The sequence below is a fragment of the Paenibacillus sp. P5_B5 genome, assembly GCF_056400365.1.
The window spans coordinates 1-20,463 of the sequence record NZ_JBFULK010000025.1 but is presented as its reverse complement, the minus strand read 5'-3'; the positions used below and the strand labels follow the sequence as shown (position 1 = coordinate 20,463).

At 39.7% G+C, this 20,463-nt stretch carries 23 protein-coding genes and 1 pseudogene; 19 read left to right on the top strand and 5 right to left on the bottom strand.

All coding sequences use genetic code 11. The features are described 5' to 3' along the window. Positions 1–63 precede the first annotated feature (63 nt). The 5 genes from AC1DOK_RS22910 to AC1DOK_RS22890 all read left to right on the top strand — a co-directional run bounded on the left by AC1DOK_RS22910 (position 64) and on the right by AC1DOK_RS22890 (position 4,370). Entirely contained in the window at positions 64–828 is a 765-nt protein-coding gene (locus tag AC1DOK_RS22910; protein WP_477556623.1) for an SMI1/KNR4 family protein, read from the top strand. Positions 829–1,151: 323 nt separating this feature from the next. Next, on the top strand, positions 1,152–2,483 hold the full coding sequence (locus AC1DOK_RS22905) for a hypothetical protein (protein ID WP_477556622.1): 1,332 nt from the start codon (positions 1,152–1,154) through the stop codon (positions 2,481–2,483). A gap of 161 nt (positions 2,484–2,644) precedes the next feature. After that, on the top strand, positions 2,645–2,797 hold the full coding sequence (locus tag AC1DOK_RS22900) for a hypothetical protein (RefSeq protein ID WP_477556621.1): 153 nt from the start codon (positions 2,645–2,647) through the stop codon (positions 2,795–2,797). A 57-nt stretch (positions 2,798–2,854) separates the two neighbouring features. Beyond that, a complete protein-coding gene (locus tag AC1DOK_RS22895) occupies positions 2,855–3,433 on the top strand; it encodes a hypothetical protein (protein ID WP_477556620.1) in 579 nt (192 codons plus the stop codon). Between the two features lie 100 nt (positions 3,434–3,533). After that, entirely contained in the window at positions 3,534–4,370 is an 837-nt protein-coding gene (locus AC1DOK_RS22890) for a hypothetical protein (protein ID WP_477556619.1), read from the top strand. An 833-nt stretch (positions 4,371–5,203) separates the two neighbouring features. Here AC1DOK_RS22890 and AC1DOK_RS22885 read toward each other — a convergent pair. Together AC1DOK_RS22885 and AC1DOK_RS22880 are read right to left on the bottom strand one after the other, a co-directional pair. Further along, positions 5,204–5,653 carry an SRPBCC family protein gene (locus tag AC1DOK_RS22885; RefSeq protein WP_477556618.1) on the bottom strand — a complete coding sequence of 150 codons (450 nt, stop codon included), beginning with the start codon at positions 5,651–5,653 and terminating at the stop codon, positions 5,204–5,206. Further along, the gene (locus tag AC1DOK_RS22880; protein WP_477556646.1) at positions 5,650–5,913 is read right to left on the bottom strand and encodes an ArsR/SmtB family transcription factor; all 264 of its coding nucleotides are present in this window, start codon (positions 5,911–5,913) and stop codon (positions 5,650–5,652) included. Before AC1DOK_RS22880 ends, AC1DOK_RS22885 begins: the two co-directional genes overlap by 4 nt. 786 nt (positions 5,914–6,699) lie before the next feature. Between AC1DOK_RS22880 and AC1DOK_RS22875 the strand changes: the two genes are divergently transcribed. From AC1DOK_RS22875 to AC1DOK_RS22860, 4 genes are all read left to right on the top strand, one after another. Next, the gene (locus tag AC1DOK_RS22875) at positions 6,700–7,629 is read left to right on the top strand and encodes a poly(ethylene terephthalate) hydrolase family protein (RefSeq protein WP_477556617.1); all 930 of its coding nucleotides are present in this window, start codon (positions 6,700–6,702) and stop codon (positions 7,627–7,629) included. 168 nt (positions 7,630–7,797) lie between these two features. Beyond that, positions 7,798–8,274 carry a UPF0158 family protein gene (locus AC1DOK_RS22870; RefSeq protein WP_477556616.1) on the top strand — a complete coding sequence of 159 codons (477 nt, stop codon included), beginning with the start codon at positions 7,798–7,800 and terminating at the stop codon, positions 8,272–8,274. 198 nt (positions 8,275–8,472) lie between these two features. Next, complete coding sequence (locus AC1DOK_RS22865; RefSeq protein ID WP_477556615.1) at positions 8,473–8,916, top strand: hypothetical protein; 444 nt, start codon at positions 8,473–8,475, stop codon at positions 8,914–8,916. Between the two features lie 268 nt (positions 8,917–9,184). Beyond that, the gene (locus tag AC1DOK_RS22860; protein WP_477556614.1) at positions 9,185–9,541 is read left to right on the top strand and encodes a histidine kinase; all 357 of its coding nucleotides are present in this window, start codon (positions 9,185–9,187) and stop codon (positions 9,539–9,541) included. A gap of 183 nt (positions 9,542–9,724) precedes the next feature. On the opposite strand, the gene mraY is transcribed toward AC1DOK_RS22860, so the two are convergent. Continuing rightward, entirely contained in the window at positions 9,725–10,678 is a 954-nt protein-coding gene (gene mraY, locus AC1DOK_RS22855; RefSeq protein ID WP_477556613.1) for a phospho-N-acetylmuramoyl-pentapeptide-transferase, read from the bottom strand. Between the two features lie 488 nt (positions 10,679–11,166). Between mraY and AC1DOK_RS22850 the strand changes: the two genes are divergently transcribed. From AC1DOK_RS22850 to AC1DOK_RS22810, 9 genes are all read left to right on the top strand, one after another. Next, positions 11,167–11,619 carry a VOC family protein gene (locus tag AC1DOK_RS22850; RefSeq protein ID WP_477556612.1) on the top strand — a complete coding sequence of 151 codons (453 nt, stop codon included), beginning with the start codon at positions 11,167–11,169 and terminating at the stop codon, positions 11,617–11,619. Positions 11,620–11,790: 171 nt separating this feature from the next. Beyond that, positions 11,791–12,063, top strand: a complete 273-nt coding sequence (locus tag AC1DOK_RS22845) for a site-specific integrase (RefSeq protein WP_477556611.1) — start codon at positions 11,791–11,793, stop codon at positions 12,061–12,063. 254 nt (positions 12,064–12,317) lie between these two features. Beyond that, the gene (locus AC1DOK_RS22840) at positions 12,318–12,626 is read left to right on the top strand and encodes a tyrosine-type recombinase/integrase (RefSeq protein WP_477556610.1); all 309 of its coding nucleotides are present in this window, start codon (positions 12,318–12,320) and stop codon (positions 12,624–12,626) included. 436 nt (positions 12,627–13,062) lie between these two features. Then, positions 13,063–13,857, top strand: a complete 795-nt coding sequence (locus AC1DOK_RS22835; protein WP_477556609.1) for a Cof-type HAD-IIB family hydrolase — start codon at positions 13,063–13,065, stop codon at positions 13,855–13,857. A gap of 368 nt (positions 13,858–14,225) precedes the next feature. Further along, positions 14,226–14,801, top strand: coding sequence for a GNAT family N-acetyltransferase (locus AC1DOK_RS22830; RefSeq protein WP_477556608.1), 576 nt, complete (start codon positions 14,226–14,228; stop codon positions 14,799–14,801). Positions 14,802–15,092: 291 nt separating this feature from the next. Continuing rightward, positions 15,093–15,845, top strand: coding sequence for a methyltransferase domain-containing protein (locus AC1DOK_RS22825; RefSeq protein ID WP_477556607.1), 753 nt, complete (start codon positions 15,093–15,095; stop codon positions 15,843–15,845). 493 nt (positions 15,846–16,338) lie between these two features. Beyond that, positions 16,339–16,497 (top strand): hypothetical protein, encoded by a 159-nt coding sequence (locus tag AC1DOK_RS22820; protein WP_477556606.1) that lies wholly within the window; start codon positions 16,339–16,341, stop codon positions 16,495–16,497. 205 nt (positions 16,498–16,702) lie between these two features. Beyond that, positions 16,703–18,205 carry a UDP-N-acetylmuramoyl-L-alanyl-D-glutamate--2,6-diaminopimelate ligase gene (locus tag AC1DOK_RS22815; RefSeq protein WP_477556605.1) on the top strand — a complete coding sequence of 501 codons (1,503 nt, stop codon included), beginning with the start codon at positions 16,703–16,705 and terminating at the stop codon, positions 18,203–18,205. Positions 18,206–18,322: 117 nt separating this feature from the next. After that, a complete protein-coding gene (locus AC1DOK_RS22810) occupies positions 18,323–19,063 on the top strand; it encodes a class I SAM-dependent DNA methyltransferase (protein ID WP_477556604.1) in 741 nt (246 codons plus the stop codon). 66 nt (positions 19,064–19,129) lie between these two features. On the opposite strand, the gene AC1DOK_RS22805 is transcribed toward AC1DOK_RS22810, so the two are convergent. Beyond that, complete coding sequence (locus tag AC1DOK_RS22805; protein ID WP_477556603.1) at positions 19,130–19,237, bottom strand: DUF418 domain-containing protein; 108 nt, start codon at positions 19,235–19,237, stop codon at positions 19,130–19,132. Positions 19,238–19,505: 268 nt separating this feature from the next. Beyond that, the gene (locus AC1DOK_RS22800; RefSeq protein ID WP_477556602.1) at positions 19,506–19,724 is read right to left on the bottom strand and encodes a hypothetical protein; all 219 of its coding nucleotides are present in this window, start codon (positions 19,722–19,724) and stop codon (positions 19,506–19,508) included. Between the two features lie 536 nt (positions 19,725–20,260). Here AC1DOK_RS22800 and AC1DOK_RS22795 point away from each other — a divergent pair. Beyond that, positions 20,261–20,463 (top strand): annotated as a pseudogene (locus tag AC1DOK_RS22795) (hypothetical protein); the annotation flags it as partial.

The window sequence follows — 20,463 nt, the reverse complement described above, 5'->3', positions numbered from 1 at the left end:
AGCATCCTGAAAGATAGTAAAAAGGCGGAGGCTAATCTGGTTTAATGGGAAAGGAGAGAACGAATGTCAATTAAAAAAGAAGAATTAATTGAACAAATGATAAACTTGGTGTCTTGTAGGACTTCTCCAGAAGAATGGAGCACTTGGTGGAATAATCATAACAAGCAGTTGGAGTCATATTTAAATCGTGGTGAATATCTGAGGCTTAGACCTCGTATTCATGGGTTCCGATGGTTACCTATTTTGGGCAGTCAACAAGGAGCAATTAAATATTTAGATGACAGCAACATCCTTTATGTGAAAGAAAATATTTATCAGGAAAACTATGAGAAAGAACTGAAAGAATCCTATAAAGAGAACAGAGAAATGGAGAAACAGCGGTTAAGAAAAATAAAAGCTGAATTTTCTGAAATTTTTAATCGGTATCCCAAGTTTTCAAATTCATTGAAATACAATTTTGATGAAAGTGATTTCATCCACGTTGGATTAAACAATGATAAAGTCGAAGAATTTGAAACCACCTCTGGCATAAAAATGCCTGGAGATATTGCGGAATTTTTTCAAACAGTGTCAGCAATCTCTATAGAAGGTATTAGAATCGAATTTGAAAATATATATCCTCTTGAGTTTTTGGGTAAAAAATATTATGTTCTTGGCGAGTTTTGGAAAGAAGCTGATGGGGACTTGGTTTTATGGGATACTTCTGAATCTAATGATGTAACAAAAATATATTATTATGCCCATGGACAAAATAAAATAAAACTTCTTACAAAAAGTTTCGAAGATTTAATTGAGAAAGAGTTTGCTAATTACAACAAGAACTCGTGAAGTGCAAACTCACGAACCGTTGATAAGCTCAATCGGTTGTTATTGCCGTTCAGCTTGTTGCTCTATTCATCATAGGCACAAATGCGCTTGATCTGGATTTGAACAAATTCGTATCCCGATTAAGCAATGCTGGAACGATCCTAAGCAATCTGATGCGTTTGTCCTTTATGTAATTTTTGAAGACGTGGTTGCCGACATGATCGGCATTTGGTAGAAGAAGGCGGGACATGTAGGGTTTGTTTTAAAGGAAGTTAGAACTATATATTCGCAAAATTTGTCATGTTACTATAATAGAAATAGTCAGGATGAGGAGGAACGCAGTAATGACAGATTATAATCAGCTAGTTTTCGATGCATTGCCGCCCAAAGGGAGTAGCAGAGAGAAGGCTATCTCCGAGCTCGGAGCTAACGAGGCACCTGAGCTGTTGCATCTGGCTAGTACAGAGCGCGGGAAGAGTAAGCTTGCGGCCCAGAGGGCACTGGCTAAGATTGATTATGAACCGGCTGCAGCTTATTGGAAAAAGCTATTAAAGTCGCCTCAAAAATGCGAAAAAATATTAAACAACACATTCTCGAATATAGTGTCGGATCTACTTGCTGATCGAATGCTAGCTTTTTTGCAGACGTTTCTGGAGAAGAAGCCTGGCAGCAAGATTAGCTGGGAAGAGCATGAAACACTGCTTGCCTTACTTGGTATGATGCCGGGCAAAGCGAGTGAGAGGATGTGCGAGGTGTATGAGCTTGCAGCAGAGCATATCCAGAAGGTTTCATCATTTAAGCGCGACAGCGAGGTACTAGAGTTAACTCACAGAGATACTTCTTCATTTAATATAAGCGATACGTTGAATGGTGTGACTTTAGAGCAAGCCTTTCCTATGATTTTGGCTGGCTCTATTTTGATGGATGGAGATATTAGGCTGCAAGCGCTGGCTTACAGGCTATATGAACAATATGGGGGAGCCTGGCTGTCTCCTGTCTTCGCTTCTGCGCTTCTAACCAAGCCTGCTGGCGATGTTTTCGAGGCGTTTTCACAGTATTACAATGACCCAGTGGCGCAGCGTTTTATTTTGAACGTACTAGGTACGGTGAAGTTTGATACTAAGCAAAACCGGCATAGGTTTATGTTTGGCTGGGGTCATATGCTTAGGGATGAAACATATTTTTCACTAACACCGCTACTGTTTGAGGATTTGGATGTACGCTGGATAGAACTTTTGGCAGCTGATCCGGAGAAGAAAAAGCTAAGCGGTCTTATTAAAACGAGCTATTATGTTGGACAAGTAACTGGAGAATTTGATGATGTGCTGGGTGATCTGCTTCCGCTAAATAATACAATTTGTTGCCAAAAGGTTCAATCGTATTTTCTAAAAAGAGCGATTCTGGATGATGGAATTGGCGCGACATATGTTGGTATTTTGTATCGGATAGGTTATGAGGACGTTGAATCGATTCTTATGAAAAAATGGTCCCAAAAGGAAAATGCAACTTCTATTTGGAATGTGTCTAGTGATTTGCAGTCATTTACCCATTGGCCAGCCCAGAAGAGAGTAGCACTTTTTGAACAGGTTGGACAATTGGTTCAGGAGCAGAAATTAAAAATAAGCTATTGGAAGCCGGACACGGCCGAGGATCTGAAGAACAAGCTGCTCAAGTAGCAATAGAAGGGGCGGAGTAGCTGTTCTCGCAGCGCCTCAAGCCAACGCCATTGCGTGCGGAGCCTGCGGGCGAACTGACTTGCTAGGTTGATTGGCGTACTTCCGAATCAGACTATTCAACTTTCTCCTGACCGCTGGATCGATTTGAGCGTTTGGAAAAGATGTCGGAGGATAGAGACGAATTTGAAGATGCTGAAACAGATTTACGGAATGCTTTTGGTACATACTCTTTTGTCTACTCTGAAATTGGTGCTATCATTGGGACAAGGCTCATATTACAGCTTTTAGGTTATGAATTACCAAAGTCGAAATAATCGGCTACACTCCATTTCCTAAAGGCAAAAATTCAGATATTTATATGAGGTGGAAAAATGTCGGTCACTGGTTGGGTTATTAATGCGAAGTCATATATAGATGATGATTATGGTTATGTTAATATTGCGACAACATGGAAAGGTAAGGATATGCCATCCAAACCTAAAGAAAATGAACCAATTGAGGCTATGTGGTCTAACGAAAGCTTATATGGTGTCATAGGTTCAAAAGTTGGAGATTTCATAGAAACATATGGTGTAAACGCATCTCTACAAGAAGGAATGTTCACGCACCGCTCCATTGCGGAGCAACTGGTTAAAACTTATTCAGGACTTAAAGTGAATGAGATACAATGGAGAGAGAATCCGTTAGAACATACATTAAATAACGGCAAACCCCGTATTAAGAGAGCAAAATGGTTGCCAGAAAAAGAAGTTGACATTGTTTATATTTATTCTGACACGTATGTTGATGTTTGTAACCCTCAACCTGTTAATACCGATTTCTTCACAGCAATAAGAGTGAAAAAAGACTATGAACACAACTGGTTGATGTGTACACAGCAAATAAAAGAAAAACTCGAAGCTATGAAATTTAAAAACATTCGTATAGTTGAAAGTACAATTAAAGGATAATGTTCATCAGACAAAATAAGCATTACATACCAAATTCTCAAAATTGAACTTTACGTAAGTACCAACATTTTCTACACAAACATAAAATGAGGTGGATAGCATGCTGGATTTGGCCAGTCTTGTATGGGGCAAAATGGATGGTCCCTACGGCTCTGCTGAGAATGTACCGCAGTTGATCAAACAGTTGCAGAAGCAGTATGAGGAAGCTGTAACAGTTGAATTGTATTGGGAGCAGTTGTTTCATCAAAATACCATTTATTCAAGCACACTGGCCGCAGTCCCTTACCTGGCCGAGATTGCCCGTCGATCGCAGAGTCTGGAGGTCAAGCTGGATATTTTCGTGACTTGTGGCCTGTTCGAAGCCAATCGGTGCGAAAGCAGCGGAGCCGGTTATGAGTTGCCGGTTGAACTACAGCCACTAATGGATCGAGCCGGTATGGTTGCGTGTATGGATATCTACAACAGCTATATGACCGCTATCGCAGAACTGGCCGGTTATAGCTCAGATATGATGCGTTTTGCGGCTGAAGTCGGCAAAGACAACGGAGAGAAAAGGTACGTCATCGCGGCCGATGCAGCGTACCGAGGCTGGAGGGGAGCGGCTGAAGTTCTAATCACGTTCAGTGAAGGCGACGAATATGTGGCCTCTTGTCTGTCCTGCGGCGAAGATATCTATATTTGGCCTTCCCCTGAAGACGACAAGCTACTGGCTTATCGGAGCGATCCTGTATTTCATGCTGAGCAGGAATCTATCTCCATTACACCGTCCCAGGCGATCAGGGACAACGAATTGGTCGTATTGCAGCAGCTTTGCTCCGACATAGGAGAAAGCAGGCTCATGCGCCACATCCCGTATTTGGCCGGGCAAGTGAGCTGCCCTTCCTGTGGTGCTTCGTGTCAGATCTGGCCCGGATTGACGAACATGTACAAGTCTTAGCATTTTCCCGTAGGTCTATAGATTGATTTAGAACTTTCTTTATCGACTGAAATTTGTAACTCTTAATGCATTTATATCATACGATATTGATCATGAAGCCATGAAAGAAACCCGATTCTCGTTATAAGTTAATCGGGTTTCTTTCATCTATGTGGTTATTTTTGTTTGAGAAACTTTACTGAATTTTCTAATCTTAATACAGGTACTATCTTCATTGTGGAGATATTATTATTTTTAATAGCGATCTGAGCAATATCATCTTGAGACTTAGAATAGAGGAAAGTTTTGGCTTTGTCGTGAACGGCTGTTTGGAACTTGAGCTCAAGATGGGGTCACCTCACGAAACGGAAAAAATCGTCCACTAAGGACCCGTCATCTATAACCAGCCGAATTTCGTAGGACTATTCTCCAAAATTACGGAATTTGAATCGATTAATTCAGCAGGCTATTTCGTTGCAGTTCCTAAGCTTTATTGACTGAATGTTGAGATCCGACCGTCAGAGTTGCAATAGCCCGATGACGGATTTAAAGGGGATGTTTGTGTCAGAGGTCAATGACACAAACATCCCCTTTAACCGACGACGTCTGCATTGGTGACGACGGCCGACGATAGCCGGCAACGACCGTCGCCGCGACGTCCGGCGTCCCCATCGGACACCCGATGCCAAAGCCGACGAGGACCGTGGTGGGGAGGACGTCGCATCCTCCGCCGTGGTCTGTCGGTGGGACTTGGCCTAAGCCGCCGTATGCATCTTGCGAGCAGCCGTCTCCGGAGAGGATCTGTTCGACGAGGAGAGGACCATGAAGGTTCCTTCTATGTTCTTGCTCGCCGTCTACTGCTTCTGGTTATGCAGGTGCGTCGTTAAAGTATCGAACGCATCGGACCAGCCATCGTAGAAGTACTGATCGCCAGGGTGACCGGCTACTCCGCGCATGTGGAAGATCATCTCGGTGCGGTCGCCATGAGCGGTGAGGGTTAGGGTTACGACAGGGGAGTTCTCGATGGGATCATCGGGGTAACCCCAGGTGAAGACGAACCGTTCGAAAGGTACGACGTCGAGGAACGTACCTCCGGTGGGATACTCCTCGCCGGTCTCGACGTTAACCATTGTGTAGCGGTAGCGTCCGCCTTCGCGGACGTCGAAGGAGATGGACTCCAGGGGCGTCGAAGGCAACCAGACGGCGAGTTCCTTCTCATCGGTCCAGGCGCGCCACACGAGCACGCGGCGGGCATTTAGGGTGCGGGTAATGGTGAACTCCGGTACGGATGTGGGCATGTTCATTGTTCCTCCTTTGTGGTCATGGTCTTGAGGTGTTCTTCCAGTGCGTCGCGGCGCTGGTTCCACTCGCGGCGGTGCTTCTCGACCCAGGCCGATGCCTCATCGAGAGGCTCGGTACGCATCGTCAGGGTCCGCCACTGGGCGTTCGTTGTGCGTTCGATCAGCCCTGCTCGCTCCAGCACTTTGAGGTGCTGGGAGATCGCGGGTGCGCTTATCTCGAAGGGCTCGGCGACCTCCCTGACTGTCGCGGCCCTCTGTGACAGCCAGGTCAGGATGTTTCAGCGCGTCGGATCGGCGAGCGCAGCGAAGGTGAGGCTGAGTGTGTCCTTAGCAACCAATTAAATAACTCCTTAATTAATGATATACTTAATTAAATGCCACAAATTGTGTGGTCATGTCAAGCTGCTTGGAGAGGGCCGTGACGCACAGGCCGAAGGATCGCTGGTGCGCACCTCGGCTGTGTGAAGTTAGACCATTATAAGGTTGACTAAAATGGATTGACAACAAGTTTATCCCTTTTAAGTTGAGATTATTAAGAAAGCTACAGGAAAAACTGTCGCTGAAATCATTAGCGAACGAGTGTTTAAACTTTTAGGATTTACTCAAACGGAGTGGAGAACAGAAGGAAAAGAAACGCTGGTACAGCGAGAGAACTTGCTTTGTGGGGGAACTTGCATCTGAATAAGGGAGCTATACACGGGCAAAACACTCAAATCTCATGCAAGGCTACCAATTGACTCGGCAGCCTTTTGGAATGAGGGTAAATCAGCAACTTATTATTTTTAACATGAGAAAAAGGGTTATATAGTGTATGATTCTCATTTCATCGGAGTATCAATCATTACATCTCTTTGGTGACCAACTTCGAGTCTATTGTACTTACAGCAAATCGTATTTTCTAAGCTATTCTCGGTCCTCCGTATCTACTTTTCAATCTAGCATCTTGTTTAATGAAACATAACTACATCTTTCACGTATATCCCTTTAGTTTCATATTTTAACAGAGAAAACGATAGAGAAACCTATAGACTATCGTAGAGGTCACGTGTATGTCGGTTTTGAAAAAACGAAAGTGGATTTTATGGTTGTCAGCTTTAGTCCTTATCGTTACAGTTCCAATAACAATTTTCATGCAAATAATCATTCATTCTAATGTACCAGAACTTGCAGATGGAAGCATTGAGCAGCGGTATGCACAGCAAGGAAGCTATCATGTAAAGGTAGAAGACGTTAAGAGTACGAGCGGAGAGGCTTTATTTAGAATATACTACCCAGCATTTCAAGAAGACGAATCCTATCCTATTATTTCTTGGGGGAATGGAACAGGTGCCACGCCAGATCACTATGATGAGCTCTTAACTCATCTTGCTAGCTGGGGATTCATTGTAATAGATTCCTTTAGCAAGACAACAGGAACAGGCAAAGAAATTGTGGAGGCTATTGATTATTTGAAAAATGAAAACCAACTAGCAAACAGCTTGTTTTATCAAAAAATACAAATGGAACATATTGGTGTAGCTGGACATTCTCAAGGGTCTACTGGGGTCATTAATGCTCATACCAACTATATAAGTGGATCGTTGATTAAGACGGTTGTATCCATCGCTCTCCCGGATTTGAAGCATTGTGATCCAGAAGATGTGTACGATACAGCACGTATTACCGTTCCTTTCCTCATTATGGGCGGTACACGAGATTTTCTAATCTCACCCGTATCAACGAATCAATTAGCCTTGCATAGTACTAACGCAAGCACGCCTGTTATGATGGGGATGGCAAAAGGTGCAGCTCATACAGCGATTGAAGGTAATGGTGGCAATCATAGGGGTTACTTGACGGCTTGGATGAGATATCGGCTGCTTGATGATCAGGAAGCCATGAAGGCATTTCATGGGGATTCTTCCGAGATGATGCATAATACAAATTGGGTGGACGTTATACAAGCAAATATGGATGATAATAAATTCGTGCATCAATAACAAAAAAACGGCATGTTTGCCGTTTTTTTGTTGATGTAGTCATTGAGCTAACGGGACACGATAGTTGAGTAGGAGTTGCATTTAATAAAGCAGCTCCTCTTTGATTTATTCATGTATTTTGAATAAACTGTATATTAGATGGGATATCAATGAAAGGACAGGTATGAGATGAAGAAAAAAGCAGCGGTAAAACTAGATGATCTAATTAATGAAATTGAAGTTCAAATGGATGAGACCTTTACATATATAAACACCCAGACAGGAGAAGTTATAATATTATCGAGAGAAGAAATGAGAGCTGCAGAAGATGAAGAGTCACTTGAAAATTATCCAGATTGGCAAAGAGAGAACATTGAACAAGCAACTAAAATTATAGAGGATGAAGATGAGATTTACCTCGATTTCACATTAAAAAACGAGTACCATGAGTATGTAATAGTAGAAGAATTTATCGGGACATTAAGCGAAGCAGAGATCCGAGAAGAATTGTTTGGAGCTATTCAAGGAAGAGGAGCATTTAGAAGATTTAAAGACGCGATCAGAGAACATGGCGTCGAAACAAAATGGTATGAATTCAAAGAAAAAAAGGTAAAGGAATTAGTTATTGAATGGTGTAAAGAGAAGGATCTTGTAATAGAGGAATGAAGTATTATTTGTTGTACTATCGAGAAATAAGAGTTGAATAAGACAATAAGCTGACTGTGTGAACAGTCAGCTTTTCTTGGCTATTCCCCTAACGGGCAGAATAGTTCCAATTATGGTAATATGAGGTTGAATCAAAAACGATCTGCCGAGTGGATCAGCGCCTTATTTCACTTATAAGAAAAAAGAGGTGATGGTGGTTTGAGAAAATTATTGGTCATAATGGCATGTTTTTTATTTATTGTAAGTTGTTCAAAGAATGCTGATAATGTAGATTCTAAAATTCTTTCCTTCGATACATCATTAACGAACCAAAATGGCTTAGAAAATTGGAAACTTCTGATGCTTCCTAAAATCAATACTCTAGGACAACAGGGATACGATATTGAATTTATGTATACAGGGAGTGCTTTTGTTAAAAGTGTAGTTGTTTATTATAGAGTGGATACCAAAGAAAAGCTATCAGGTAAGAATGTAAAAGCAGATTCGAAAACCGTTGTCTCTAAATTAGATCCGAATGAAAAGATAACGTTATCCGATTTAGCGCTGCCAATTAATATACCTGTCTCGGTAGAAATTAATTGGCTCGAAGGAAACCATATTAATAAGGGAACGGGAACTTTTAACATTACAGAATCAAAATAAAAAAGGTTGTGCTCAATATTGAACTGCGTTCATTGGTATTCCCCTCGCTGGCCGTAACATAGACTTGATGTCGATGGCGAAAAGACACACGATACATTGAGAGAGGGGAACCATTACTCTTGTCGTTAAACTAACGGGACACGATGGAACGATAGTTCAATAATGCAAGGGCTGCTAATTGGTAGCCCTATTTTCAAGTGACGGGCAGGATAGTGGAACAGCTTAACGAAAATTGTAGTAGCGACAATAAATATTTGGGGGATGCTTGATGAATAAACAAAATGCTTTATTTCAGGATTTAAAGCAGATAAGGGATTCTTGGATTAATGTGGACTACCTCGTTCCGAATGCGGTTATTCCTGAATGGTCTGATTTAAAAAGTGAATATCGGATATTAAATAACCTTCTTGGTACAGATGAAGGAATTGAAGCATTTAAAAAAGTTATAAAGGATAAGATTGATGGAGTCTTACATTCGGTTTTAGTAATGATTGACGGTGGTACAGAACTTGCCGAGAAATTCACTATTGACCTTGTTGTAGAAGATACTGGGGAATCCCTGAAGGTTGGGATTGCTTTACATGAAGAGTTTACGGGATATTTGCTTGATGCCGAGGAAAGTTAAATTTTTAACCTAACGGGCAGGATAGTTTAAGATCAAGCGCGGTGAACCGTATCACAAATAGTGGTAAAGCGGAGAGTGGAGCTTGATGTATACATGAATGAGCTTCACCTTTAATGTTTGTTTACTGCTAATATGCAAAAATGAATGGAGAAGCAATATTGCTTTCTCCATTCATTTTTCGATTTATAGTATGTACTTCCAAGCGATCCATGAGATGAATACTGATAACCATGAAATAAATCCGAAAACCATTACGATTTTATTCTCACTCCAGCCATACTTCAAGCTGAAGTGATAATGAATCGGAGTCATTCGAAATATTCTTAATTTGGTTTTTTTGTAATACCAGACCTGCAAGATAACGGATAATGATTCGGTTAGATAAACTGAAAATAGAATTGGTATTAAAATTTCTACCTTTTCAATTATAGCCAAAAAGGAGAGTGAACCGCCAATTGCAAGGGAACCGGTATCGCCCATAAACGCTTTTGCAGGATAGATATTATAAATAAATAATCCCAGCAAACAACCAATCATTACCAAAGAAAAAGTTTGAACTTCAACTTTGTCTGAAATTACAAAAAAGAAAAAGAATGTTGGTATGGAAACATTTATTAACAGACCATCTAGTCCGTCAGTAAAATTTATCGCATTAGCGGAGCCAACAATAAATAACATCATTAGTATCAGATATGCGAAAACCGGTAGGTGGAGAGAAAATCCTTTAAACAAGGTAATATCTGAACTTAAATTGAACTGAAGTAATAAAACAAATAATAAAATAGTCGTAATAATAAATTGGAAAATTAATTTTGTTTTCCCTGATATTCCCGAAGGATCTTGGAAAGCAGCCTTTTTAAAATCATCGATGAAACCCACTAAGCTAAATAAAACAAACGTTGTCCCAATGAAAAGAACAAGTGGTTTAGGATGGAAATATACTGAAGTAATTACGCCTGTAAGTAGGATAATACCTGCCATTAGTGGTGTACCACGTTTGGCTTGATGGTCTGGTGGTAGTTCCACCCTGATTGGTTGAGTAAGACTTAAACTACGCAAACCCCAAATTAAAATAGGTGTAAACATAGTAACAAGTAAAAATGAAATACTTAATGCAACTAGTAACGAAGTCTCCATATAATTGCTTCTCCTCTAACGATTTCCATTCAGAATTATTATATTCTCATTTTGTGGACAAATATGCATCTCTCTCAGAAATTCATTCCAGATCAGGATAAGTTTTTGAATATACAAAATTCAAATAGTATCACCTAAAATTTTACTGCAATTTAGAATAAACGGCAATTACTATATTTCAATTGTCGGGTGACAAGAACTTTATCTCATTCCCGACTGAGGCAATCTGTCAATGAGTTTCTTAATCCGTTATTAAGCTAACGGGCAGTTTAGTTTAATGATCAAAAATAATAAGTAGGAGATAATATCGTAACTCCGAATTGTTAAACTACGTAATTTTATTACGTAAAACGATCTTATTACGGTAATTACGAATTGAATTTCGTAGAATAAAAGTTAATAATCGTTTGGAAGGAATTAGTAATTCTTGATAGAATAAATATGAAGATGATCAGGTAATAAATTTGTACACATAAGGAGATAAAACTATGGCAAAAAACAAATTACTAAGAATGGACAATGTTAGCATCGTTGTAGAATCCCTTGATGACGCAATCTCTTTCTTCGAGGAGATTGGCTTGAAGCTCGAAGGGCGAGCTACTGTCGAAGGTGAATGGGCTGGTCGCGTAACCGGGCTGGGTTCACAGTGTGTAGAGATTGCTATGATGGTTACCCCAGATGGCCACAGCCGACTTGAACTTTCGCGATTTCTCACCCCACCTACTATATCAGATCACCGAACTGCTCCTGTAAATGCCCTCGGTTATCTACGCGTCATGTTCACCGTTGAAGACATTGACGAAATGGTATCCAGACTCACTAAGTATGGTGCTCAGCTCGTTGGCGAAGTGGTTCAGTACGAGGACTCGTATCGGCTCTGCTACATTCGTGGAAATGAAGGACTTCTAATCGGTTTGGCGGAACAACTCGGTAATAAATAAGTGACGTTTAAAAGAAGACTTAACTGAAATGTATATTACTAGAGTAAAACAATCAATGCAAAACCAAATTAAAGGGACTCAACTAACGGGATACGATAGTTTAATATCGCAGTCTTAAAACCTTCCATTAGAAGCAAACTAGTAATAATTGCTTTGTGGGGAGGTTTTATTATGATTTTAAGCGATTTATGGTGTCAATATGAAGCAGATAAACGAATTCAGGGGTTTAGTCCGAATACATTGAAAGCATATGCCTTACAGCTCAAGATGCTGATATCGGAACTCGGTGACTTAGATATTTCTGACATAACCTTGAATATGTTGAAGGAATATTTAGCTAAGCAGTCTGATCGATTGAAACCAAGCAGTCTTGGACATCGCATCCGTTTTGTACGTTCACTTTTCCGTTTCGCTTATGAAGAAACGTTCAAATCCATCACTTAAATTACGCGAACCAAAAATGGATAAACGTATTCCAAAATTTTTAATGGAGGAAGATGATATCCATTTGAAAATCTCATGCCAGACTCTAAGGGAAAAAGCTCTGCTTGAGTTCCTGTACAGCACGGGTTGCCGAATTAAGAGAGGTGGATAAAATCAACATTGAGGATCTGAACTGGGAGAACTGCTCAGCCATTGTAAATGGTAAGGGTTCAAAGTAGAGAGAGGTTTACTTCACCACCGAGTGTAAAGTATGGTTGAAGAAGTACTTAGCCAGTCGTGAGGACTCATGTAAAGCCCTATTTGTAACGGATACAAATCCGGTTAAACGAATGGCCATCCCAACACTGAGATGGGTATTAAAGCGGCTTGCAGACCGTGGAGATATCGAAGCAAATATATATCCCCATCGCTTCCGTCATACCTATGCATGCCAGCTCCTGGATAACGGAGCACCTTTAGATTTCATTCAAGGCATGCTGGGCCATGAAAAAGCATCAACCACACAGATATATGCTCAGTTGCGTGGTGAACGCCGGCGAGAACTTTATCGTCGGTTCTTTTAGATCGGAGTATGGTAGCATTATAATGCAGAATGTATCTTTAAAGGAGACATAGAACTTGGAGAGCAGACTAACCCCTAAACAACAAAAACGACAGCAAGAGCGAGAACTAATTGAGGAGTATCACAAATTTGTAAGCATCAATTCCATAAGAAGAATCAGGAGATCTATAAAGACTTCAACTACACAGATCATAAAGACCTCCTTTTACTTGCCAAAATGAAATTGGGTCGATTAACTGAGAAGGATTTTAATGAAAATAAGCGGCTACTGGAACGAATGGAATATGAAGACAAAACCTAGAACTACAAGGGACAAATCGCGAGTATCCGCTCCCTGGTTTCTTTAAACGATTGGGCAGATTAATTCAATAGTGAGTCTAACATCTCTCCTGAAATTAGGTTAATATTGGAAGAATTACTTGTGAGGAGAGATGCAGATGTCGGACATACAGGCAATTGTATTAGACTTGGACGGAACATTGCTCGGCAGTGACAAATCCATATCACCTAGAAATTATCAGACTGTTAAAAGATGTTATGTTTCTGGAATTCATATTATTGTTGCCACAGCGCGACCGCCTAGAGCGGCTAATCAATTTGTAAAGAATTTTCCTTTTGTAGATTACTTGGTTTATTATAATGGTGCTCTAATGACATGCAAGTCTAAGCAAACTCAGCGGCACATTAGTATCCCAATGGAGATTAGCCAACAGATTAACAATTTCATCGAGTTACAGGCACCTCAATCGTTAATTTCATACGAGGTCAATGACTCATGGTATACGTGTACACCAATTCCCGACTCGCAACTTGGTCATTTCGGTATCCGTTCAAATGATCCTAAACCCCTGGTAGTTGATAAGGATATTATTAGTTCACTATCCCCGACCAAAATATTGGTTCATGGTTACAGCTCATGGAGGGATGTTATCGAGCAATTCGGCGACCATGTGAACGTAATCGCAACCGATGAAGGAGTATTGGTTCAAATCATGCACAAATCAGCCTCAAAGGAAGATGCCGTGCAATGGGTGCTTAATGATATTGGGGTGAAGGCAGAAAATGTAATGGTATTCGGGGATGACTTTAATGATTTAGGACTATTCCATAAGTGCGGATTTCCGATCGCTATGGAAAACGCGATAATTGAGCTGAAAAATTGTGCAGAACACATTACCGAATCAAATGATAATGATGGTGTTGCTGTTGCTCTTGAGAAATTTGTGCTGTGAAGCACAAGCTGATAATGATTCAACTAACGGGACACGATAGTTCAAACAATCAGGGAGCAGACCGCTACGGGTAGTTGCTCCCTTTTGCATTGAAGTAACGGGCAGGATAGTTGAATTATGCTTTGTAATTCATTGAATTTAATCTTGAATTTTGCTACAATTTTATCAGGTTATATTTGGAAGGAGAATCAACTCTATGCCAGCAACTTTGTAATGGTTTGATCTAAATTTATTTTTTACTATTACAAGGATGCAAAGCATAGTGTGTTATAAATCACTAGATGCACGAATCCTTGTGGTTTGCTGCATTTTTTTAATGCCTACTCTATTCCTGCTTTGTATTCCTTTTATATATTAGGAGGATATCAATGAGTAACTTACAAAATATGAGTAAAAACATCTTTACTATAGAATGCAAAGATATAATTTTACGGGAGTATATGATTGAAGATCTAGATGAACTACAGAACATTACCTGGCAACCTCATTTTCATGAATTTTTGATTGATTGGAACGTATCCAAGGAGCAACGGGAAGAATGGATAACGAATTATGAAATACCAGATAACAAACGGTTTCTAAATGCTGTATCAAAAGATGGAGATATAGGACAACTCCGTTTACGAATGGGTATAATATCCAAAGAAACTGGTAAGTTTATCGGCGTGTACGGTACAGGAATATTGGATAAAGTACCATCACCTAATAGAGAGATTTTTTATGGGATCTCAAAAGACCATACAAGCAAGGGCTACACGACCCAAGCCGCAAAAGGGTTAATTAAGTATTTGTTTGAAAATACCAACGTCGAAGATGTCATTGCTATAGCTCAGATACGTAACGTTCCATCGAATAAAGTGATACAAAAATGTGGTTTTGAATTTCAAAACAATATTGAGATTGAAAATAGGAAATACAATTATTACAATCTTAGAAAGAGATAGTTGCGCTAACGGGACACGATAAGACAAAAACAACAGGCTACCGGTAATATTCGGTAGCCTGTTCAACGAGCAGGTTAGTTCGGAAAAAAATTTGAGCTTACTGATATGTAAGCTCTTGTTTTTATATTCAAATATTATTATGAATTAAGGATACAAAATTAAGTATTTTCCATTATGTTGAAAATTAGTTTGAATTGCGTGTAAACAAGTTATATAATTTAATTTTGGTAATAAGACACGATTATAAAAAATGTGAACTAACGATTATTTATATTAGTGGGAGATATTATTATGGATTTTAGGAAGGTTTTTGACAGCATTCCTGAAGAATTTGACAAATGGAGAACCCGTTATAGTGATGAACTTTTCGCCGACGTTATAGAATACTCAAAGCTCGATTCTGGCAAAACAGCTCTTGAAATTGGTCCCGGAACAGGTCAGGCTACCGAACCGATATTGAAAACAGGCTGTTCGTATTTGGCGATTGAACTTGGCGAAAATCTTGCAGAGTATACAAAGAATAAATTTAGTTCATATGATAATTTTCAAATTGTAAATGCTGATTTTGAAACATATGATTTTAGGCATCATCAATTCGATTTGGTTTATTCAGCCGCGACAATCCAGTGGATACCGGAGGAAATCGGCTTTCCAAAAGTTTATGATATATTAAAAAGCAATGGAACATTTGCGATGATGTTAACTCGAACAGATGAAAAAAGTGCTAATGAACCCTTATATTTGAAGATACAGGAAATATACTCTGAATATTTTCATCCAGAAACAGAATATACATGCAATTTAAATTACAACAATACTGAAAAATATGGCTTTACTGATATTGAATGCCGTCATTATCACATAACAAGAGAACTTAACGCTGATGAGTATGTCTCATGGATAAGTACACATGCAAGTCATATAACTCTGCAGGAGCCGTATAAATCAAAATTTTACGCAGGAATCAAGGACGCTATTTTGAGTTTTGGCAATAATATAAAGCTTTATGATACAATAGTTTTGTATTTGGCAAGAAAGCCATAACCTCGCAGTATAAGCATAATATGAAGTTAAGTTGGTTCACTATCTTCTTATTAAACGTCATAATTATTAAATGGTAAAAGTGGCTTACTTTTAACGGTAAGCCTAATTTTATTAATAGTATTATTTTCTAAGATAAACTTCACTACATCTTTAAAGGGTTAGTTTGTCTACCATCAGCACTCAACACAAGTCGACTGTGTATTTAGATTAAAGCTAACAAGGAGTAGATCGTGATCTTGTAAAGAGAGATCAAAAGAGTAAGAATCTATTAGTAGTCTACGTTTTTCAACATAATTCATGTAGTCTTTTCGAGAATATATACATTGTGAGTTATCCAGTAAAACAATCTTATCAGTGTCAAAAAATAAATTCACATGCTTCATTTCATATCACCCTTACTTAGAATGGCATGTTGTTCTAAGCAATGCCAAGCCTAGCGAATTTTCCTTGGTATGTTATTCATTAATGAGGATTTCAGTGCGTTCACATAGCTGTGTGGGAACAGAATGAGGGTGGCTCGGGTAGCAGCTGGAACAGGGAGGAAGGGCTTATGATCAGCGCTTCTGCAGGAACAGGATTCGAGACGCTGCACATAACGAATATGCAGATGAGAGACTGGAAAGGTAAACTTAGGCGAAACTTCAAAGCATAACACCAGCTCGATATTATCCATTAGGTCATTTAACTATCGGGACACGATAGTTCAATTGCTTTAAGGCTGCCACATTGGCAGCCTTTTCTCACCTATGGGTAGGTTGTAATAATGATATTAGTGTAACTGGAAAAGGTTAGAGGGAAAATTTATCGATGGGCGAATTTGATATATAAAGTAATTTACCGAAAAGGGGCATTTTCAAGTGGAATTAAAAGAATTGATTGATCTTCTAACCATCACTGAAGTACGTGGTAATGTGAATGTTAATATAACTGGTATCAAAATGAATTCACAACATGTAACCCCTGGAGATCTGTTTATTTGTGTTCCTGGTATACCTGGCTTCCAAGAAGATCGTCACTCTTATGCTGAAGATGCAGTCGATGCTGGGGCGGTCGCCCTTATAGTGGAGCGTGATATTAACGTACCTGTACCGACCGTCAAAGTGCCTGATTCTCGATATGCTATGGCAGTGATAGCTTCTCATTTTTATGGTTATCCGAGTCGTGACTTAAAATTGATAGGTGTTACTGGAACGAATGGAAAGACCACTACAAGTCATATGCTTGAATCGATATTGGCGCATGCAGGATTTCATACGGGGTTGATGGGGAACCTTGGAACAAAAATTGGTTCAATGACGATGGAAACCGATATCAATACCCAAGAGCCTCCTGTTCTACAGTCAAATTTAAAGAAAATGAAAGATGCTTCCATCGATTATTGTGTTATGGAAGTCACTTCTCAAGGGTTAAATGTAGGACGTGTGCTAGGTTGTGAATTTCGAACTGGAATTTTCACGAACTTAACGCAAGATCATTTGGACTATCATGGAACAATGGATAATTATCTAGCCGCTAAAGGATTATTATTTTCAAGAATAGGAAATTCTTTTTCTCCTGGCCTATCACAACGCAAATTTGCCGTTTTAAATGCAGATGATACTGCATCTCCAATATTTCGTAAATTAACTGCTGCACAAGTCCTAACCTACGGAATTGTTAATGAAGCAGATGTTATGGCTAAGGACATACAGTTGAATGCTCAAGGAACTGTATTTAATTTAGTTTCCTTTGCAGGAACGAAATCGATTAAATTAAGAATGGTAGGAACTTTTAATGTGTACAACGCGCTTGCTGCCATAACAGCTTCATTAGCCGAACAGATCCCTTTATATGCAATCCAAGAAGGGTTGGATAGCCTTAGTACTGTACCTGGCAGAATGGAAGTCATCGATGAAGGTCAGGACTTCCTTGTGCTTGCTGATTACGCTCATACCCCTGACGGATTAGATAATGCGCTCTCGACAGTTCGTGAGTTTGCGAAAAGAAGAGTTATAGTAGTTTTTGGTTGTGGTGGTGACAGGGATCGTACAAAACGTCCGGTTATGGGCAATCTCTCAGCAAAGTACAGCGATATTGTAATCGTTACTTCGGATAATCCACGGTCGGAAAATCCAACACATATCCTAAAGGATATTGAAGTGGGATTAAAAGAATGTGGAGTAACAAATGCCACATATGAACTCATCGAAGATCGGAGAGAAGCAATAACAAGAGCCATTCAAATAGCTGAGTCTGAGGATATTGTACTTATCGCAGGTAAGGGTCATGAAACCTACCAAATTTTAAAGGATCGAACGATACATTTTGACGATCGAGAAGAAGCCAGAAAAGCGATTCAAGAAAAAATGTCGATATCATAGCAGAGATGATTATTGAACTAACGGGTAACTATAGCTTACCATTGTGTTTATTTTATTCAATAGATTCATTTTTGGCAATTCGAAATGTTATAACAAGAAATGAAAGGGGGAATGGCGTTGATTGAACATAGCAATCTTGAAGAATATCAAGATCCGGTAAATTACGATCTTGAATTTGACGGTGAAATGGACAAATATCAGTTCTATCTTGAGCTTGCTAGATCGAGTCCTGGGGAAGTGTTAGAACTTGCTTGTGGTACAGGCTTAACAACGATACCCCTGTCGAAAGCCGGCATAACGATGACCGGTGTAGATATCTCTTCAGCGATGCTCGCATATGCGCGGTTGAAGGCGGAAGGGTTGACTGTTACTTTTATGGAAGGCGATGCCCGTACCTTCGAATCGGACAAGCGATTTTCGATGATTTATTTGACTGGTAATGCATTTCAGGCATTCTTAAGTGATCAAGATCAAATCCATTTGCTCACGACCGTTCACAAACATTTACAACCCCATGGAATCTTTGCATTCGAGACCCGTAATCCGGAGGGAACGGATTTATCCGATCAAGAGGAGACAGAATGGGGATCATTTATTGATAAGGATGGGAATAACGTCAAGGTATCAGGCACACAATGTTACGATGCTAGCCAGCACATCATGCATTGGGTCACGATGCGTGATTGGGGGTATAAGCGAACGACTTCCCGAATTGCTTGTCGGTTCACGAATCAGGATACGCTGCATTCTTTATTAACCCGTCACGGCTTTCGCGTCGAACATCAATATGCTGACTGGGATAAAACACCGTTCTCTCCGTCATCTTCATCTATCATTAGCGTTTGTAGGAAATGTTAGGAGAGACGTAATGCATTACAATAGAAAAAAACCCTCAGGTCGAGGGGATTTTTGTTGATCCTAAGTTTAGCATACTTTTCGCATTAATAATTCAATCGGTCCGCGGGACATTCGTTTTCTCCACCCATGCGAGAAGATAACGGCTAATCTAAAATATAGGATTCCGTACCCCATAGCTCTTGTCCTTTAACGATATATGTCCTCCGATGTCAGACGACAAGAACATGTATGTATTTTGGTGAAAACAACAGAATGATCACAGCCAAGGCTGTACGAATTGTTAGGAGTTAAGGATCTTGATTCGAAACTGCAGTAGCAGCAGCGAATCAAGATTTTTTCATGTAAAAAGAGTTGAGTATAATCTCAACTCTATAATCGTCTCGGTGAAGACTGAGGAAACCCACGACTAATGTATTCTATAGGTTTCAGCTTACAGGATAAGTTACTCTGATTGCTGAGCTTTGTTTGTTTGAAACGTCGATTGTACTTGACTGATCATAGTTTGAGCTTGTTTGATTTCGTTAGCAGCTTGTTTTAGTGCTTCTTCACAAAGAATTTGATTTGAAGCAGATTGCTCAATGGCTTGTACAATAAGGTCTTTAGCGATAGATGTGACTGCTTCCGCCTTTTTCAAAGAATTTGTATCAATTTGTTGTTCCATTTTGATGTTCCTCCAGTCAAATTGTTTGCTAATGGTTTTCTTTCTATTTAAATAGCCATTATATTGCTGCTCCTCGTTTTCCATTTTGTTGCATACGGCTTTAGACTTGTTGGACGATTTGATCTGTCTGCACCGGTGCACTCTTAAACAGTGTTTTTGCATCCTGATTTTGAGTTAATTAGTTTTCAAAAATAATATGGCTTGTAGGATTCAGAGACATACAAGGAAGAATAAGGGTACAGTTAAACAGACATTTGTTTGAATTATCTACCTAAAACATTGGATCTGTGTCAAGATTTTCAACTTTCATGGAAGGACATCCGTGACATACAACGTTAAGCTAACGGAGAACGATAGTTCAAACAACCAGGGAGCAGACCGCTACGGGTAGCTGCTCCTTTTCGCATTGAAGTAAAGGGCAGGATAGCGGAATCATTTCGCGAATACCTTAAATATGGAAAGTTCGCGAAGTTCGTAAATAAGACGTTAAAGGAAATCAGTGCAAACCAAATAAAAGCAGTATGGAGGAGCGATCGATGATGTTTGAATTCATTACTCACTATTACAATGCTGTACCATTTAGAAGTCTGTCTGCACTTTCAAAAACAGAAGCTATGAAAGTCATGGAAGAACTATGTGATGATACGCCTATCTTTGAAAGATTCAAAGAACCAGTTCAATATTGGGAGAACCGATTAGAAGGATTAGAAGCGGAGAATTGGTTGCGAAACGGATTTAA

Excerpts from the sequence above, each read along its gene's own strand:
- AC1DOK_RS22875 (WP_477556617.1), top strand. The coding sequence starts at position 6,700 with ATGTCGGTTTTGAAAAAACGAAAGTGGATTTTATGGTTGTCAGCTTTA.
- AC1DOK_RS22845 (WP_477556611.1), top strand. The coding sequence starts at position 11,791 with ATGATTTTAAGCGATTTATGGTGTCAATATGAAGCAGATAAACGAATT.
- AC1DOK_RS22800 (WP_477556602.1), bottom strand. The coding sequence starts at position 19,724 with ATGGAACAACAAATTGATACAAATTCTTTGAAAAAGGCGGAAGCAGTC.
- AC1DOK_RS22895 (WP_477556620.1), top strand. The coding sequence starts at position 2,855 with ATGTCGGTCACTGGTTGGGTTATTAATGCGAAGTCATATATAGATGAT.
- AC1DOK_RS22860 (WP_477556614.1), top strand. The coding sequence starts at position 9,185 with ATGAATAAACAAAATGCTTTATTTCAGGATTTAAAGCAGATAAGGGAT.
- AC1DOK_RS22850 (WP_477556612.1), top strand. The coding sequence starts at position 11,167 with ATGGCAAAAAACAAATTACTAAGAATGGACAATGTTAGCATCGTTGTA.
- AC1DOK_RS22890 (WP_477556619.1), top strand. The coding sequence starts at position 3,534 with ATGCTGGATTTGGCCAGTCTTGTATGGGGCAAAATGGATGGTCCCTAC.
- AC1DOK_RS22830 (WP_477556608.1), top strand. The coding sequence starts at position 14,226 with ATGAGTAACTTACAAAATATGAGTAAAAACATCTTTACTATAGAATGC.
- AC1DOK_RS22905 (WP_477556622.1), top strand. The coding sequence starts at position 1,152 with ATGACAGATTATAATCAGCTAGTTTTCGATGCATTGCCGCCCAAAGGG.
- mraY (WP_477556613.1), bottom strand. The coding sequence starts at position 10,678 with ATGGAGACTTCGTTACTAGTTGCATTAAGTATTTCATTTTTACTTGTT.
- AC1DOK_RS22835 (WP_477556609.1), top strand. The coding sequence starts at position 13,063 with ATGTCGGACATACAGGCAATTGTATTAGACTTGGACGGAACATTGCTC.
- AC1DOK_RS22870 (WP_477556616.1), top strand. The coding sequence starts at position 7,798 with ATGAAGAAAAAAGCAGCGGTAAAACTAGATGATCTAATTAATGAAATT.
- AC1DOK_RS22805 (WP_477556603.1), bottom strand. The coding sequence starts at position 19,237 with ATGGGGTACGGAATCCTATATTTTAGATTAGCCGTTATCTTCTCGCAT.
- AC1DOK_RS22900 (WP_477556621.1), top strand. The coding sequence starts at position 2,645 with ATGTCGGAGGATAGAGACGAATTTGAAGATGCTGAAACAGATTTACGG.
- AC1DOK_RS22825 (WP_477556607.1), top strand. The coding sequence starts at position 15,093 with ATGGATTTTAGGAAGGTTTTTGACAGCATTCCTGAAGAATTTGACAAA.
- AC1DOK_RS22885 (WP_477556618.1), bottom strand. The coding sequence starts at position 5,653 with ATGAACATGCCCACATCCGTACCGGAGTTCACCATTACCCGCACCCTA.
- AC1DOK_RS22910 (WP_477556623.1), top strand. The coding sequence starts at position 64 with ATGTCAATTAAAAAAGAAGAATTAATTGAACAAATGATAAACTTGGTG.